The sequence below is a fragment of the Aquimarina acroporae genome, assembly GCF_023195925.1.
Lineage (GTDB): Bacteria > Bacteroidota > Bacteroidia > Flavobacteriales > Flavobacteriaceae > Aquimarina > Aquimarina acroporae.
The window spans coordinates 357,439-376,236 of record NZ_JALPRE010000003.1 but is presented as its reverse complement, the minus strand read 5'-3'; the positions used below and the strand labels follow the sequence as shown (position 1 = coordinate 376,236).

General features: G+C 34.7%; 8 protein-coding genes. All 8 read right to left on the bottom strand.

Annotated elements, in window-relative coordinates; genetic code table 11:
* Window positions 1-68: 68 nt before the first annotated feature.
* The 8 genes from M0D21_RS06185 to M0D21_RS06150 all read right to left on the bottom strand — a co-directional run bounded on the left by M0D21_RS06185 (window position 69) and on the right by M0D21_RS06150 (window position 18,748).
* The gene (locus M0D21_RS06185; RefSeq protein ID WP_248327579.1) at window positions 69-971 is read right to left on the bottom strand and encodes a GyrI-like domain-containing protein; all 903 of its coding nucleotides are present in this window, start codon (window positions 969-971) and stop codon (window positions 69-71) included.
* A gap of 5 nt (window positions 972-976) precedes the next feature.
* Window positions 977-2,356, bottom strand: a complete 1,380-nt coding sequence (locus M0D21_RS06180; protein WP_394802450.1) for a vanadium-dependent haloperoxidase — start codon at window positions 2,354-2,356, stop codon at window positions 977-979.
* On the bottom strand, window positions 2,340-5,474 hold the full coding sequence (locus M0D21_RS06175; RefSeq protein WP_317249801.1) for a VCBS repeat-containing protein: 3,135 nt from the start codon (window positions 5,472-5,474) through the stop codon (window positions 2,340-2,342). The genes M0D21_RS06180 and M0D21_RS06175 overlap by 17 nt, the downstream gene beginning before the upstream one ends.
* 124 nt (window positions 5,475-5,598) lie before the next feature.
* Window positions 5,599-8,904: a VCBS repeat-containing protein gene (locus tag M0D21_RS06170; protein WP_248327577.1), complete on the bottom strand. Its 3,306-nt coding sequence runs from the start codon at window positions 8,902-8,904 to the stop codon at window positions 5,599-5,601.
* 1 nt (window position 8,905) lies between these two features.
* Complete coding sequence (locus M0D21_RS06165) at window positions 8,906-12,133, bottom strand: VCBS repeat-containing protein (protein WP_248327576.1); 3,228 nt, start codon at window positions 12,131-12,133, stop codon at window positions 8,906-8,908.
* A 171-nt stretch (window positions 12,134-12,304) separates the two neighbouring features.
* Complete coding sequence (locus tag M0D21_RS06160; RefSeq protein ID WP_248327575.1) at window positions 12,305-13,792, bottom strand: RagB/SusD family nutrient uptake outer membrane protein; 1,488 nt, start codon at window positions 13,790-13,792, stop codon at window positions 12,305-12,307.
* A 23-nt stretch (window positions 13,793-13,815) separates the two neighbouring features.
* Complete coding sequence (locus M0D21_RS06155) at window positions 13,816-16,794, bottom strand: SusC/RagA family TonB-linked outer membrane protein (protein WP_248327574.1); 2,979 nt, start codon at window positions 16,792-16,794, stop codon at window positions 13,816-13,818.
* 286 nt (window positions 16,795-17,080) lie between these two features.
* Entirely contained in the window at window positions 17,081-18,748 is a 1,668-nt protein-coding gene (locus M0D21_RS06150; RefSeq protein ID WP_248327573.1) for a glycoside hydrolase family 13 protein, read from the bottom strand.
* Between the last annotated feature and the right edge of the window lie 50 nt (window positions 18,749-18,798).

Genomic DNA, 18,798 nt, shown 5'->3' with positions numbered 1-18,798 from the left:
GAGGTTTCAAAAAACAATCTATGCTACTCTGTGCTACAATATACTACAAAAAATAAAATTAACCTCTCTCAATGTGTTTTTATTGGAATAAATATTTCCGCTTTCCAATCTAATTCATTACCTCCGTTCATAGGATTGTTGTAAAACATTTCTAAAGGTTCCAAGACAATATCAATGTTATTTTTACTTGCATAATTCATGATTGCAAACCATGACTGATCACTATTCTTATAGTTACCGTAGTATGTCGCTTTAATTGCTTTTGAAGAGCTTATATTTCCTATTTGCAGCAAAGGGTCACGGTGTAACGAATCACTTTTTACAATGATAGGAAATCCAAAATCAAATTCAATATCATCACTATCTTTATTCCAGGATTTAATCTTCACAAAGGGAAGATCTCCTTTTTTATCTTTTTTTACTATGGAGACAAGCCTATCATTTTTACTAATCATCTCGCCAGCTTTCTCAGCTCTTTTAGACGTCCCTTGTACTGCAGCATATTCAAAATCGGGCATGCTAACTTCTCCATTGATCTCAACAACAAACTTTTTAGAAAAATCATATAATTCCTCTCTAAATCTGATGAGTTCTTGTTTTACATTTTCTACTCGATTTGAAGATCCTGTTAAAATATGAAATCTGTTTTTTAATTTGTTTTCTTCTGAAATAATGCCCACCACTACTTTGGTAACCGAATCATTTACTTGAGTAAAAGACCAATCAAGTATAAATGACTCATTATCATCAATTATTCTTTGTTTCACATTCTCAAAAACAATATCGTCTATTACCTCAACAGCTTTCTTGTTCTCTCCCCACGAATCCCAGTGTTTTACTTCATAAAAAACCCCTTGAGAAGCTATGTTCGATTTAAAACTTATTTGATAATCGTATTCTCTAATAAACAAAAACCAGGTTAATAAACCTACAATAAGAAAAACAGCTACTCCAAAAATCTTCCGTTTCATCAACCTTAGTTTGTCATTTTAAGATTTTGCACCACAAATTTTCCCAATGATCTCCCTTGTTCTAATCCAAGATCAATCGCTGCGCGATAATGGATCCCTCCATATAATCTACTTATGGCCGCTTCTTCGGCCGCCTGATGAAAAGATATAAAGGATCGAATAGGTAACCCATATGGTTCTTCCGTAGTATCATTAAATGCAAAACCATCCCCAAAAATATCGGTCAAAACCGTTGAAGCAGCACCAGAAACCACCGAATGTCCACTAGTATATTCAGGAAATGGAGGAGTTTGTAAAACAGGTTCCCAATTCTCATCGATATGTTGATTAATTAGTGTTTCTGGTCTAATAAGATTACTTCGGTATTTTTCATCCCAACAGCTTATAAAAGCATCTGCAATGGCTATAGATGTCTTGGTATATGCATATACCGTTTGGTTAAAATCTGATTGGGTTTTCTGACAGGCTATTTTACAGATTCCAATCCAATGTGCACCAGGAGTGATTTTTTTGGTAGCAAACATTAAATGTCCCTTATGAGTAGACACATAAGGATTACAGTCCCAAAACCTTGCGATTTGAATTTTCTCAGAGGTTTCTCCTTCATCTTTAATTGTATTTCCGACTTCATATGTTTCTAATACTTCCTTAAAAAAAGGTGAGTCTTTTTCTAAAGAAAAATCAGGATGTCCTTTGGGTGTAAATTGTGATGCAGAATCTATAATCGATGGGCGTATCTCTCGCCAATGAGGTTCTATGCCGTCCATGTAATCTGGAGGTGTTGGCTGCCATCTTGCAGGATCATCTGTATTAACCGAAAACTTAGGCATCGTTCTGGTTTGGGCATAATTATCTGTAGTTATCCACTTTTTAATATGACTTGCTACTTGTAGACCATAATCTCTTGAATTTTTGAAGCTTTGTTCATTTATTGCACCCCATGAGGCATACAAACTATCTCTGTATTTTTCTATTTTATCTTCTGAAAAGATCAGTTCCTTCCCAACATCTAGATAAGCTATCAAAGCAGCTACTTTATAGTTTACTATTTTGGTGGTATCTGCAGCTGGAACGGTTTCTAAACCATGTAATTGGCTCGCTAGAGATTTATATTTTTGATTTTCCTGTCTTATAATCTCATACGCTGCTATATTAGGATAATTATATATTCTACTCGCCACAGGGGGAGAGAAGATATCATGTACAATAACCTCAGTTAACTTATCTACTACTTTATGATAATCTTCCTGATTTAACGAAATCGGTTTTGACTCCTTTTCACACGAAGTACAAGTCATAAGTAATCCCAAAATAAACATAGAAACTTTACTCAGGAGATATATCTTCTTTTTCAATTGAAAACTTGTTCTATTCGTTGATTGCATAAATTTCGATTTTTTCATTGTTCATTGTCACTAAGAGATAATCTATTCCCTTAAAATTAATCATATTTAAACTTCTTACAGATTTTTGTGTAAAATTCAAACCAGTATCGTCACCTGTAATCATTTCCTTATCATTCTTAACAACAGCGCCAGGAAAACCGTCGAAACGGCCATGAAATGGAATAAGGCCATGGTAATTACCTGCCATTAGAACCTCTTTGGAACCATCTTTATCAAAGTCGTAACTTATCATTTTGGTCATAGGTGCAACTTGCAGTTCATCATCAAAGGGTACAAATGCAAAAGTTCCTTGTTCATTCTTGAGATACCCTGAAGCCAGTTGATGCACCTCAAACAGCCTAGCATTATCTAAGGTTTTCTTATCGAATATTTCTTCCATAGTTTTACCTGCAAAGCTTTTATAACTTGTAAATTTTTTACGTAAAAAATTCATTTGCCCTGCAAGATCATCTAACCCCAAAAGTGTATAATATTTAGCATCCTTTTCTTGTGCCAGTATTGTTTCAGTCTTTTGATTACCGTCAAAATCTCCGTAGTACATTCGCAATGGAAATTGCTCTGTGGCTCTAAACTTGGTATTCAAACCATAATTCCCGAGCATATAATCTACATCTCCATCATTATCGATATCGAATGGTTGAATTGTTTGCCATAATCCGTTTAGTTTTTCTTTCAGTACAGTTGTTGTCACATTAGTCAATTTCCCTTTTTGATTTTCAAAAAACTGAGGAGAAGTCCATTCTCCAACAGTGATCAAATCTGGAATATCATCCTCATTAAAATCGGTCCATATAGCATCAGTTATCATTCCTAAAGTTTCAAGCTCTTCAACATTGTCTACACTAAAACTTCCATTATCATTTTTCAAGATATAAGAATTAGGTAGTTTTCCAAAATCATTAGAAACGGCATATCCTCCCACAAAAAGATCTAAATCTCCGTCGTTATCTATATCACACGGTTCGATAACAGAAGTTTGTTCAAAAACATCTACCAATTGATTTTGCATAAGAGTTTCACCCTTATTGATATACAATCGATCCAACAACTGTTTAGACGTTCCGAAAAATTCTCCTCCTGCTGTTCCTACCAGTAAATCATTGATATTATCATTATTAAAATCTTCGATAAATGCAACAACATCTTCCTGGGTTTTAGAAGCTGTAAAAAGTGAAGTAAACTCTTCTACAAATCCCTCATTGGTCTGTAAAAACAACTTCGATGTTTTATGTTTGGCACTTCCGAAGAAAATATCATCTCTCCCATCGGCATTAATATCCCCCACTGCTACACCAGGTCCTTTATCTGAAATTTTATAAGGAATCAACTTTTGCCTATTTACATCCTGATAATTATTCTCTTTGTGAGTATACTTTAATCCGGGAATACTATCTACCTTCCTAAACCATTTTTTTGGCTTAGTAAATAACAAGGGGTAGTTTACCTTATCTCGCTTATGTAGTACTTTAATGGTAAGCGTTTGATTCGTTTTTATCTTCTCTGCCACTTGAATAGTATGGTCTGGCCAGATTATTTTTAAAGAATCGACCATTTTAGCATCTTTATAGCCTAAGTGAATTATGGGTTCTGACGAAGATTGGAAACCTCGTGAGGTATACAACTGTTTGTATTGCATTTTACCCTGATGGTATGAGATAACTTTGGTTCCAATACCAAACGGATTAGGCTTTTTGTAGACAAATTTCAGTTTTAAATAATTTGCGGTTGTATCTACTTTGTTTTCAAAAATTGTAGCCTTTGCATTTAGATTATTAGTTATTACATCTAAATCTCCATCATTATCTAAATCTGCATATGCACTCCCGGTAGATATAATACTATCTTTTGGAAGCCATTGCAATGTTTGATTGGTAAACCGTATTCCCTTTTCGCCTTTGAATATATAATTTTGTACCGCTCCGGTTGGCATAATATTTAGTGCTTCCCGATCTATCAATTTTGTAGTGGTAAGTTTATCCTTAATTTTTTCATTAGAAATAAACTTAATGTAGTCTAAATCATTTGGTCTTTTAGGAATTCCATTAGATATAAAAACATCTTGGTTACCATCTTGATCATAATCTGCAAAAAGTGCCGACCAACTCCAATCGGTTTCAGAAATCCCACTCAATAAAGCCGTTTCGGAGAAAAAAGCGCCACTTTGATTAATATGTAGCATATTTCTAGCATACTGATAATGATATCCCAATTGTTTTGTTCTCATTTGGAGCATATCTATAGTTTCATCTCCAACAGAGGCTTTTAGTACTTTTTCATCTTCTGGAGCCATATCTAACGTGAGCATATCCATATACCCATCATTATTGATATCGGCTACATCGTTACCCATTGAAAAACGACTGGTATGTCCGAATTTTTCTTTCAGTTTTTCTGAAAACGTTCCATCTCCATTATTGATATAATAATAATCATCTTCATGAAAATCATTACTTACATAAATATCTACAAATCCATCATTATTAAAGTCTGAAGTTGCAATCCCCAACCCATAGCCATTAGCTCCTCCAAATATTCCTGCTTCCTGGCTAACGTCTGTAAAAACCTCTCCATCGTTACGCAACAATTTATCTCCACTTTTATAGTCTCTTTTATTACGTATACTAGCTTTACCAAATGAATTTTGTGTATGTACGGCATGATTGAGTAAATACATATCTAAATCTCCATCATTATCATAATCGAAAAAAGCAGAAGTCGTTGAATAATTCTCAAAATCGAGCTGGTATTGTTCTCCTTGTTCTGTAAATGTACCATTGCGATTATTGATAAACAGTTCATTCTTTCCTTTAAGCCCTTGTATACCGGATACTGCACAAACGTAAATATCTAGATACCCATCACCATTTACATCGGCCATAACTGTACCCGTATTCCAATCTGAATTTCCTCCTACACCTGCTTGCTTAGTAATATCATCAAATTGAAAGTTTCCCTTATTAAGATACAAGGAGTTTTTACCTTGATTAGAGGTAAAAAACACATCGATTAAATCATCATTGTTGATATCCCCAACAGCCACTCCCGCACCATTGTAGAAGTACAAATAATCCAAAATATTAAGGCTATCTGTTGCCATTAAATTATTTTGAAAAGTTATGTTACTATTTTTAGATTGTACCTTTACAAATAGAGTATTTTGCTCCTGTTTTTGCGTACAGCCTACGAGAAAAAGTACTAGAAGATTTACTATGTACCACAGTTTACTCATTCAGCTTAAATATTTTTGGAGATTCATTATTTAAAGCGGTAAACAAATATTTTTCCTTAGAACTATTTTCTACCCAATTGAGAGATTTTACTTCACCTTCTATCAAAAATCCTGTAGACTTTTGTTCTTCATAACTTTGTTTATCTCTACTAATTAGAACTACTCCCCGACTTGCATCCAATCTAGAGAACTGAGGTTTAAAGTTGTAATTATTTCCTCCCAAAATAAGATCTAAAATCCCATCTTGGTTAAGATCAATAGTCTCTACATCGTTAATACAAGACAGCTGAGCTGATACCGGTAACATCTTGATTTCGAAATTACCTTGACCGTCATTATAGGCAACCAAGCTTGCAAAAGTATTTACTTGTTTTACCGAAGCTTTTTTTAGAATATCTGGAGAAAACAATTCTTGAATTGATTTTGTTGCATACTCTGAAAATTTAAGGTTTTGCTTCTTCAATGAGTTGATCTGTCTGGTTATTTCATTTTTTAAGTGTATTGGAATGTCCTTACCATCTATGGTTTGGGTGAAAATTTGCTCTATGGTGCCATTATTATCAAAATCACAGATAAAAGCTTTCATAGGTTTTTCAGAAGTAGCCTCATAAATTCCATTTAATCCACGATTTCCTAATATCAAATCGATATCTCCATCATTATCGAGATCCTCAGCTTTTACAGTATGAAACCATCCTGAAGTATCATCTAAGTTGGAAGTAGTAAGTTTTAATCTAGTACCATCATTTTTTAGAATTTTTGGACTCATCCAGTCTCCAACCACAATGAGGTCTGCTTTACCATCGGCATCTACATCTTTCCATGTAGCATCTGTAATCATTCCTAAGCTCGTGAGCTCTGGAGCATATGAAGCTGTAACATTTTTGAACCCTCCTTTCCCATTATTTTGCAACAAAAAACTTTTAGGAGTAACTCCGTATGTTCCCACTTCACTAAGGCTTCCAACAAAAATATCTAAATCATTATCTTGATCATAATCAAACAATCTAACGGTCGAGATATTACTACTTGATGGTAAAATAATGTCTCCTCTTGAAAAATTTCCTTGACCATCATTCACATAATATCTTACCCCTGTTCTTGCTCCTTTAAAATTTCCTCCTGATCCAACGATCAAATCGAGGTCCTGGTCACCATCAATATCTCCAAAAGCGGCAGCAGTATCTTCAAAAAAGTCTTCAGTAGTAAAACCTGACAACTGTAGTTCTCCTTTACTATTTTGAAAATACAAAACGCCCTGCTGTTTAAATGCTCCTCCGACAAAGACATCCTGATTACCATCATTATTTACATCTGCAACTGCTATAGCAGGTCCTTCTTTAGATTGCATTTTATAAATGAGTCCCTCATAATCAAAGTCTACATAATGATCCTCTTTATGTGCTGCTATATCCTGATTTTGCGTTGTAAAAAATATCTTAGCGGTATGGGCAACCTCATCAGTAACATTTTGTGCTTCTTTCTGATCTACTTCGATCAAAGTATTTAAAGCAACATCATGCAACGTTTCAGATTTTCCGTTGGGATATACGATACGCAATGAATCTGGTTTTCGATCTTTCCCCATACCGATAGTCATTACATAGTCTATTGAAGATTGAAAACCTCTAGTTGGAATTAGTTCTTGCCGTATAATTTCATTTTCACTAAAAACTTCAACTACACTCCCTATAGCATATGTATTTTGCCCTTCTCCTTTTACCTTTAGCCTGATGTAATTGTTATTCTCTTTTTCGGTATTATTTCGATACACGAAAACTTCGGCATTAAAATTACTTACAATCAAATCTAGGTCTCCATCGTTATCTAAATCCCCATAGGCCGATCCATTTGAAAACGTGGGTTCATCGAACCCCCAATCTTTTGTAACATCTGAGAAACTTAGATCTCCACCATTCTTGAAAGCATAATTGGGAATAGGATTTGATGGCATTTTATTGATAATACCATCTATTTCTTCCTTTTTACCTGTAAGCGTCATTTTTTGAATGATATCATTGGCGAAAAAATTCATAAAATCCTGATCGGTAAGATCATGGTATATACCATTGCTCACATAAATATCTCTATACCCATCATTATCCATATCAAACAACAATGCTCCCCAACTCCAATCGGTTTGTGCTACACCTCCGTAAAAAGCGATCTCAGAAAAGGTATTATCCTGATTGTTTAACTGCAATGAGTTTTGCATGAATTGGTTATAAAAATCTCTGTTTTTTTTAAGGTTGAACACATCATAAGTTTCGAAGGCACTGGTTTCTTTCAACCTTTGATCTTCTTCTGGCAACATATCGGTTACAAAAATCTCTGGATACCCATCGTTATTAATATCTGCCATATCTGCACCCATAGAAGAAATACTTAAATGCTCAACCCAGTCTTTTATTTCTTCACTAAAAGTCCCATCTCCTTGATTGATATAGAGGTAGTCTCTCTCATAAAAGTCGTTTGAAACATAAATATCTGGTAACAAATCTTTATTTACATCACCTATAGTAACTCCTAGTCCAAAACCAATTAAACTACCGTAGATTCCGGCCTCTTCACTCACATCCCTAAAAACACCGTCATCATTACGTAAAAGTTTATCTCCGCCTCCTTTTAAGATTGGAGGTAGATCCCAGTCCTCAGCTCTTAGATTTCTTTTGTTTACAAATCCCAAACTACTTACTGGTATAAAACTGTTATTAAGGATATATACATCAAGATCCCCATCTCTATCATAATCGAAAAAAGCAGCATGCGTTGTAAAACCGCAATCTGCCAAATTATATTCGGCTGCCTTTTCGGTGAACGTAAGATCTCCATTATTAATAAACAATTCGTTTTTTTGATCATCCCCTTCTACATTTCCAGCATTACACACATAAATATCTAATAACCCATCGGCATTAATATCTACCATCACCACACCTGTAGACCAAGAATTTTTTCCTGTCGTTCCCGATGTTTCGCTTAGATCTTCAAACTTAAAACCCCCTTTATTTAAAAACAATTTATTGTTTCCTCTATTGGCGGTTAAATAGACATCGGCCAAACCATCATTATTAATATCTCCTATTCCTACACCTCCTCCATTATAAAAATTCCGGTATTTGAAAATATTGAAATCTCTTTCATTTTGCACTTCATTAATGAAGTTAATGTGCGTTTGATCTGATGACAATTTTGTAAATAACTTTTCTTCGGAAGTTGAAGTTGAAACCTCTGTTGTTTGCTGTTTACACGAAAAAATAAAAAGCCCTAAAATCAATATTTTTAGTGATGATCGCATGTTAATTTTTAATTTTTTTTGCTAGTTGTAAGCTGTCATTGTTTATTCCAAAAAGAAAGTATTCTTCTTCGTTCACCTTAAGTTTTTGAATAGATCTAACCGCTCCTGTTATTTTAAAATCTTTTGTAGCCATATCCTTAAAATTCCCTTTACCATCGTTGATTAATAAACTTCCGTAAGAAGCATCTAATCTACTTAATTGTGTATTGATCTCATAGGTGTTTCCGCCTAAAATAATATCAGGAAAATTATCTCCATTTACATCATCTACACACATGTCATGTACAGATGAAATTTGTGTTTCCCAGGGAAGTACTATACTCTCAAAAGTAAGGTTTCCTTTATTTTCAAAATATGTGGTTGCCAGTGTATATACTTCTTTTTTCTGAGCCGATGTAATTTTACTTTTGGGGAAATAACTTTCAAAATTGGCTTTTGCAAAATCACCGTAAGACAGGAATTTTTTGTTTAGTGTCGGTATTTGCTTACTGAGTTCATCTTTTGTGGCTATGGGAGTTTCTTTACCTCTATAAAAATAAGTTACAATTGGATCTACTTTACCATTACCATCAAAATCATTTCTATACAGCTGTATAGGCTCATCTAAAGAGGCTGATAGCCTTGAATTGAGTCCCCAGTTACCTGCTAAAATATCGAGATCCCCATCATTATCCATATCAGCAACTTCTACACAATTCCACCACCCATTTGTTTTCTGAAGTGTATCTGGTGTACTATTTTCAAAATGTCCTTTACCGTTATTCAGAAAAACAGAAATAGGCATATAGTGTCCTACAACTATTAAATCTGAATCTCCGTCTTGATCTATGTCTACAAAATTAGCATCAAAAACCATCCCTATCTGGTCGAGTTGATTAGCATAACTATTTGTTACATCACTAAACTCTCCAGAACCATTATTAAGCATAAGATAATTCTGGGGTGTTTTTCCATATCTTCCTGGCACAGTATTAGAGCCTATAAAAAGGTCTATATCTCCATCTAGATCTATATCGGCCGATGTTACAGTAGATCCATTCGTTTTTATATCTTCTATACCGCTATCGAATTTTATGAACTTACCTCCTTCATTTTTATATATTCTAGGTGTACCTCTATACTCGGAAAAAGTTTCATTTCCGGCAGACAAAATCACCAAATCCAAATCTTGATCGCCATCTATATCGACAAATGTCTGAACAATATCTTCAAATTTGATATCTTCTTCAAAAACAGACTGAATACTTTTCTCAAATTCTCCGTTTACTTGCTGAATTAACAACTCTGAGGCATCAAATCTTCCTCCGGGAATAAAAATATCGTCTAAACCATCTTGATTAACATCTACCACCGAAACATGAGGACCTTCGTTAGAAATTGCATAAGGAGCCAAGGGTTCACTAGTAAAATCTTTAGTCTCAAATTCTTTATGCTCCCATGGTATAAAACACGAATCATTTTTTATAAAACTCACGATTCTTTCCCTTTTTGAACCTTTATCACCTCTACCAGTTCTTTCGAGTACATTAACCGAATTAATTTTTAAATCTTTAAAGGTTTCGGCATTGCCATTAGGCCAATGCACCACTATAGAGTCAATACTAGTTTGATTACCAAGTCCAAAATGGATATCTCCAGAAACCGATGACAGATACCCTCTTGTTCTATAATTCTCATAAGCTTGCATCTCATTATTTGCAAAGAGCGTAACTTTTGAACCGACAGCATCAGGGTTATTATCTGAACTTTTGAGTTTTACTTTTATGAAGTTGTTTTTTATCAGCTCATTGGCTTTGTTCTCATAAACAAAAACATCTTCGTCTATATTATTGGTAATAATGTCTAAATCTCCGTCATTATCAAGATCTGAAAACACTGCACCATTGCTATATGATTTTTTGTTTTGCAACCACAAGCTCGACATATTCTTAAAGGTCAAATCCCCATTATTTTTATAAAAATAATTTGATGCTTTCTTATCTGGTAATTCTTTAATCAATGAGAGGTCTTCACTTTTCATCCCCTTATTGATTCTTTTTTGGATTTTTTCATTTGCGATAAAACTTATAAAATCCATATCATTCGTAGCTCCTTTTATTCCGTTCGAAATAAATATATCTTTATATCCATCGTTGTCTAAATCTGCAATAAGCGGAGCCCAACTCCATTCTGTAGCTGCTATCCCTGAATAAAAAGCTATTTCACTAAAAGTATTTCCTCCTCGATTGAGCTGTAGGGTGTTTTGCATGTATTGCGGTTGGTATCCATTTTTCAAATATTGATTATAGGTAGTATACCCATATTCTGTACCTGAAGCTTTATAGGTTTCTAAATCTTCTGGTAACATATCTAGCGAAATAATATCATTTAAGCCGTCATTATTAATATCAGCAATATCGATACCCATAGAAAAGTGTGAAGTATGCCCAATTTTGCCTTTTTCTTTGGTAACAAGCTCTTTAAACTCTCCATTTTTTTGATTGATATACAAATAGTCATTTTCAAAAAAATCATTTCCAATGTACAAATCTGAAAAACCATTATTGTTCAAATCACCTGTGGCAATTCCCAATCCGTACCCAATTTTACCTTGATAAATTTTGGCTTTACCAGAAATATTCATAAAAACACCATCGTCATTTCTATACAATCGATCTCCAGACAACGAATCGATTTGTTTTCTTTTTGTTCCTCTACCATAGGTTCTATTAGGATGAACCGAATGATTAAGCAAAAACATATCTAGGTCTCCATCTTTATCGTAATCGAAAAAAGATGATTGTGTGGCGAGTGAAGCAATATCTAAATTGTAGTTACTGGCTTGTTCTTCAAAAACCGGAATCCCATTTTGATCTGGCCCACGATTTATGAATAGTTTGTTTTTACCTGTTATCCCCAGAAAACCACTCACTTTACAGAGGTAAATATCTTGCCATCCGTCATGATTAACATCAATGACTGAAACTCCTGTCGACCATCCTTCTTCGTCCTTTAAAATCTCAGGAGTTGCTTCTCTAAACTGAAGGTTTTTTTGGTTTAAGTATAAATGATTTGCACCTTGATTGGCGACAAAATATAAATCTTCCCAGCCGTCATTATTAAAATCTCCAACTCCAATACCAGCACCATTATAATAATACAGATAGGTAAGAATATTTAATTCTGGAGTGTTTTTCAGCGTATTGGCAAACTGTATGCCCGTGTCCTTATTATCTTTAATTTGAAACAAAAAGGGTTGCTTTTCTTTATAACAAGAAACCAATAACCAACTGATAACAAGAATTTTGAATCTAATAAATATACCTTTACGAAGACTATTCACATCAAAAAATTATGTAATTAACTAAGCCCTTCGTTCTTGAAGGGCTTAGTAATTTACATCAAATAAATTTTTATCTAATTAATATCCTGTATTTTGTGATAAATTAGGATTGGTAGCTACTGCGGTAGCAGGAATTGGGAATAATACTCTGAAAGTTTCTGTGTTTTCTTTCATGTCCCAAGTTTCGTTAAAAGTACCAAATCTAATTTGGTCATTTCTTCTCCAACCTTCTACCCATAATTCTCTTCTTCTCTCATCAAGTAGTTCTGCCATGGTATAACTTCCATTTGCGCTTACTCCTCTTAACGTTCTCAAGTTATCTATTATACTTTCAGCAGTTTCAGCAGAAGTCCCACCTTTCATAATTGCTTCAGCTTTCATCAACAATACATCTGCATATCTTGCCAATACAGTACCGTTACCTGGACTTGGTTTTCCATCGTCTCCTTCCTCAGTATATTTCATAGGCCTTACCCCTGTACGTTCGTTGTTACCACTAATACCTGTGGGGAAATCTTTTGTAAATACAAGAGCATTTCCTCCTCTATCGGTCAACGCAGTTCCATCGGCATCATATTGTTGACCGATTAGCATTCCTGTACCAAATCCTTCAGTAGGAGAACTGGGAGTTCCTAAGCGAATATCTCCTGTTTCAAAAGAGTCATATACTTCAGCAAGGGTAGCAAAACCATTCCATCCTCCTTGATTAGGGTGAAGTATATTCCAAACTCTATTACCTGTAAAGGTATCAAGTGCTAAAATGATTTCTTGATTGGCATGACCTGGTTTGAAGATTTCAAAATACTCGGCATCCAAAGTATATCCATCTGCCGTGATCGCATCGCAGGCTTCTATTACTCTAGTATAATCTGAAGCATCTGCACTTCCTGTGTATACTTCTTTATTAAGATATAGTTTAGCTAGCATAAAGTTTGCAAAACCTCGATCAGCAGTAAAGATTTCTCCCACATCTGAACCTAAATTAGGTAATGCTTCTGTAAGATCCTGAACAATAAAATCAAATGCTTCTGCTCTTGTAAGTACTCTAGGATCTACATCGATACCATCGTTTACGTCCCTAAAAGGTACCTGACCAAAGAAATCCATTACATAAAACATATTTAGTGCTCTCAACACCTTGGCTTGAGCCAGTTGCTCTGGTGATGCTCCAGATTCTGGTGCGATGATTTGATTACATCTAAATACTGCGGCATTTCTGTTGTTCCAAGCGGTTAGAATATGTTGGTGGTTTGCATCCCAAGTATGTTGGTGCATAGTTCTCCAAATTCCATTATCTCCCCAGTCTGCGCCTCTTGTAAGTACCACAAGTTCGTCAGATGACACTTCTAATAAAGCATAAGTATTGGCCTGGTCTCCCATTCCTTCAATATCGTTATATGCTGATTCTAAAAAGTTAGTTGGGTCTACACCAGTGAACGCACCTGACGCGTCTTCAGCTGGTATGGAGTCATCGAATGATGGTTCTAAGTCTGTACAAGCTCCGAAAGAAAATATCAGAACGCCTGCAAAGATCATTGCTCCCGATTTAAATTTAAAATTTTTCATTTTTCGTTTTTTACTAAAATATACTAAAATGTTACGTTTAATCCTAATGTGAAGGTTCTCGGTCTAGGATAGGCTGTGTAATCGATTCCTATTGATGGAACACCGTTTATTTGCTTATTAACCGAAACCTCAGGATCCTGACCACTATAATCTGTGATCACAAATAGGTTTTGAGCATTTGCATACACTCTAAATCTATCGATGATTTTAGAGTTATTCATATCGAAGTTGTATCCAAGAGTAACGTTCTGTAACCTTAAGAAAGATCCATCTTCCAAAAATCTGGTAGAAACATCACCAGCATTAAAAGGATCTTCTGTTCCTATTAAAGCAGCAGTATCTGTAGATACGTTTCTACCCTGTGATAAATTGGCTACAGTAAACAATGCGTTGGCAGTATTGTTATAAATCTTATGTCCAAATTGTCCTGCAAAAAACAGACTTAAATCAAGGTTTTTATACTTAAATGTATTTGTAAAACCTAAATTAAAGTCTGGTAATGGGCTATCTCCTGTAAACCTTTGTACATCTCCACCTGCATATTGAGCAATACCATTACTATCGAAACCTGTAAATTCTCTTAAGAAATAAGCATATAACGGTCTTCCGTCTGCTATCTGCTGCGCGAATGCTCCTGTTAAACCAGGACCATCAATTTGTCCTGTATTAATTGGTGCTTCATTAAAATTGGTAACCTCATTTTTGTTGTAAGAAATATTAAACTGCGTGTTCCAAGTAAAATTCTCTGTTCTTACAGCCTCTGCGTTGATCGCAAATTCTACCCCTTGGTTAATAACATCAGCATCAAGATTGTTCCAAACGAATGGAGTAACAGCCGGCTGAGCACTTGTTACTTGTATTAACAGATCAGAAGTATTTTTTCTATAGAAATCTATAGAACCTGTAATTCTGTTATCTAAGAATCCGAAATCTAAACCAACATTTAACTGAGATGTTTCCTCCCATTGTAGATCTGGATTATTAAATGTTACAGCACCTTCTCCTCCAGGAATAAAGTTACCTCCATTATCGATAGTTCCTGTTCCAAATCTGGTACGTTGTACATATAGGTTTCCTGGAATTTCCTGGTTACCAGTAACCCCATATCCAAGTCTTAATTTTAAGTCACTAAATATATTGCTTGGAATAAAATCTTCTTCAGATAATCTCCATGCTAATGCAAAAGATGGGAAGTATCCATATTTTCTATCTGGACCAAATCTAGTCGAACCATCAGCCCTTAGTGTTGCAGTAACTAAATATTTACCCATCAATGAATAATTCACCCTACCATAAAAGGATTGTAACTCATCGGTAAAATCAGTAGTATTTGCTCCAAAAACCTGAGCAGAAGCAATATTGTTAATCATAAATCCTGGATCAGGATTTCTAAAATCAGCCGCAATTAAGGTGGTAGTTTCCGCCTTAAATTCTTGGAAAGAATATCCTAAAATTGCATCTAAAGTGGCATTACTACCTATCTCGGTATTATAATTAAAATAGTTTTCCCAAAGTGTCGTAGTAAGATTTAAATCATCTATTTGAGCTCGACCCAAATCTTGTACTCCATTCATTTCTAAATCTGGAGAATAAGCTCCTGCTCTTCTTGATACAGATTTATCAAGCCCCACTAAGGTCTTAAAAGTAAGTCCTTCGAAAATTTCATATTCTGCAGACAAGTTTGCAAAAGTTCTGAAAGTGTTGGTATTATCTTGAATATAAAACAATAATGCAGCCGGATTCAGTTGCTCCTGAGAACCAGTAGATGTCGGAATTCCATTTGCATCATATGGAGCTAATGTAGGATTAGAATAATAAGATGCTGAAATTAAATCACCTCTAGCATTGGCGTTATCAGCGATTGGTGCTCTTTGGTCATCTACATCAGAAACTGTGATTTGAGAGGCCAATCTTAACTTGTCATCAAAGAATTTTTGAGACAAATTCACTCTTGCCGTAATTCTTTCTAAACCACTATTTTCTACAACACCTTCTTGATCAGAATAACTCAGAGATAATAAATATCTACCTGTATCTGTTCCTCCACCATAAGATACATTATGATTTGACGAGAATGAATTTCTATAAATTAAATCCTGCCAGTCTGTATCACTTCCTTGATCTAAAACACTTAAATCACCTCCAAGGGCAGTTTGAGCCGCTAAGAAACCTGCTCTATCTAAAACTTCTACACGATTAGGAACACTAGCAGTAGAAATTGATGTCGAAAATTCGAGAATAGGTTTACCTGCTTTACCTTTTTTGGTGGTAATAATCACAACCCCATTGGCTCCCCTTGAACCATAAATTGCTGTAGCAGATGCATCTTTTAAGATATCTATACTTGCAATATCACTTGGATTTAAGAAGTTTAAAGGGTTTTTTGCAGAAGCACCTCCAATATCTGCTCCTCCAGTTCCTGAAGAAGAATCTGAACCACTTAAAGGTACCCCATCTAATACATATAATGGGTTATTGTTACCTCGTACCGAAGATGTACCTCGTATTCTAATATTTACCCCAGCCCCAGGTTCACCACTGGTTTGGGTAATTTGTACACCGGCTGTTTTACCCTGAATAAGCTCTTCAGGAGAGGCTATCACACCACTGTTAAAGTCTTCGGCTTTTACCGAAGCAACAGACCCTGTAACATCTCTTACCGATTGTGTACCGTATCCAACTACCACAACCTCATCTAATTCTGAAGCGTCTTCGACCATGGTAACATTTATTGTAGTTTGTCCTCCAACTGCAACTTCTTGCGTTTGAAAACCAACATAACTAAAGACTAATATGGCATCTTCTGCAACATTGTCTATAGTATATTTACCATCAAAATCGGTACTAGCCCCCTGATTAGTACCTTTGACGATTACATTAATCCCAGGAACAGGCCCATTGGGATCTGAAACCACTCCAGAAACAGTGATTTGCGCAAACATCATACCCCCCGATAAAAATACAAGAAGGAATATGAGTCGTTTAAGTATCATACTTTTCATAATATAGAGTTTGATTTAAATTTGAATTGTTTCTAATATTTAAAATGATTTAACTGTTATTAAATTTACCATATAAAAGTGTAAGCAACACTAGGATGCCCTTATCTTTTTTATTAAAATTTTAACGATTTCGCAATACCATTATAGTATAAGAGACAAAACCTTAATAGACATAGACACCCTATTGTTACTTTTTTTAAGAATTTCTTATGAAATAGAAATTCTCCGCTAACAAACAAAAACTAATTTCACTTTCTAGTTTGCACATATAGATCTTATAATTCTTCTAATTTATTTTCAGAATAACACCTTGATACGGCTCAAGGTCTATTTTACCATCGTTATCTATCTTAAAATCTGAATAGTTATTTAATAATATTTCCGATATCGATTCTGAAGCATTAAAAACCATTCCAGTATCATCAAAATTTAACACCACCATAATTTTATCATCTCCTAAAGATTTCTTGTAGATGTATAGATTGGGGTTACCAAAATCCAATTCTTCAAAATCGCCATAAACGAAAACATCATTTTCCTTTCTCACTTTTAATAACTTTCTATAAAAATTTAAAATTGAGTCTTCGTCATCTTCTTGACGCTCTACATTTATCTTATCGTAATTAGGGTTGGTTTTTAGCCAAGGGGCTTTAATAGAAAATCCTCCATTTATTTCATCATTCCATTGCACTGGTGTTCGTGCATTATCCCTTCCCTCTTTATTAATCATTTGTAAAGCTTCTTCTTTTGAGTAGCGTTTTGTCTTTAGATTATCTTCATAGAAATTCAGCGATTGTACATCCTTTACCTCTTCGACATTTTCTAGTGTGATGTTGGTCATTCCTATTTCATCTCCCTGATAAATATTTAGTGTTCCATTTTGAGTTGCCTGCATCATAAAAAGCATTTTGGCAGATTGTTTCCAATACTTTTTATCATCTCCAAATCGGGATACCATTCTAGCAAAATCATGGTTTCCCAAAGCATTTGCAATCCACCCTTTGTTCCCCATCGCATCCCTCCATCTCTTGAAAATACGTTTCATGTTTACCAAATCAAAAACAGATGATTCTTCAAATTTCCCATTAACTATGGTACATTCGAGAATATCGAAATGATATAGCATATTAAGTTCTTTACGATCATGATTAACATATAACCCTGCCTCATGATGATTTATCCCTACTCCTTCTGCCAAAGAAAATGCATCGTATTTACTGATTACCTTTTCTGTCATTTCTCTTAAATATTCATGAACTCTTGGGCCATTGGCATAAACATCTTCGATTACTTTTCTAAAACCAACATTTGGAGCATCGGGATATCCTTCTCGTTTTGAAATCAAGGGTATTACATCCATTCTAAAACCATCTACTCCCTTATCGAGCCAAAACCTCATTGCTTCATAAATTTCTTGTCTCACTTTTGGGTTTTCCCAATTAAGGTCTGGTTGTTTTCTTGTAAAGAGATGTAAATAATATTCTCCAGAGGCTTCATCAAACTCCCAAGCGCTACCTCCAAAAAAAGACTTCCAATTATTAGGTGGCTCTCCATCGTTACCTGGTTTTCTCCAATGAAAATAATCTCTATATGGGTTATCTTTTGATTTCTTTGCTTCTTCAAACCATCTATGCTCATCAGAACAATGATTTGCTACTAAATCCAATACCAGGCGCATACCTCTTTGATGTGTTTGCTCCAGTAGTTCTTCAAAATCATCCATAGAACCAAATTCAGGCATAATTGAGCAATAATCACTTATATCGTAACCATTATCATCGTTTGGAGAACTAAAAATTGGACTTAGCCATAGGATATCAACATGTAAACTCTTTAGATAATCTAATTTTTCTATAATACCTCTTAAATCACCAATCCCATCGTTATTACTATCATTAAAACTTCTAGGATATATTTGATAAATAGTTCCTTTTTTGAACCAAGAAAGCTCCATATAAACAAATCTAATATGCGTTATAAAAAAAACTAATCCACGCGCATTTT

What these genes read in the sequence shown, in the direction of transcription:
- M0D21_RS06185 (WP_248327579.1), bottom strand. Translation starts at nt 971, where the DNA reads ATGAAACGGAAGATTTTTGGAGTAGCTGTTTTTCTTATTGTAGGTTTA.
- M0D21_RS06180 (WP_394802450.1), bottom strand. Translation starts at nt 2,356, where the DNA reads ATGCAATCAACGAATAGAACAAGTTTTCAATTGAAAAAGAAGATATAT.
- M0D21_RS06175 (WP_317249801.1), bottom strand. Translation starts at nt 5,474, where the DNA reads ATGGCAACAGATAGCCTTAATATTTTGGATTATTTGTACTTCTACAAT.
- M0D21_RS06170 (WP_248327577.1), bottom strand. Translation starts at nt 8,904, where the DNA reads ATGCGATCATCACTAAAAATATTGATTTTAGGGCTTTTTATTTTTTCG.
- M0D21_RS06160 (WP_248327575.1), bottom strand. Translation starts at nt 13,792, where the DNA reads ATGAAAAATTTTAAATTTAAATCGGGAGCAATGATCTTTGCAGGCGTT.
- M0D21_RS06155 (WP_248327574.1), bottom strand. Translation starts at nt 16,794, where the DNA reads ATGAAAAGTATGATACTTAAACGACTCATATTCCTTCTTGTATTTTTA.
- M0D21_RS06150 (WP_248327573.1), bottom strand. Translation starts at nt 18,748, where the DNA reads ATGGAGCTTTCTTGGTTCAAAAAAGGAACTATTTATCAAATATATCCT.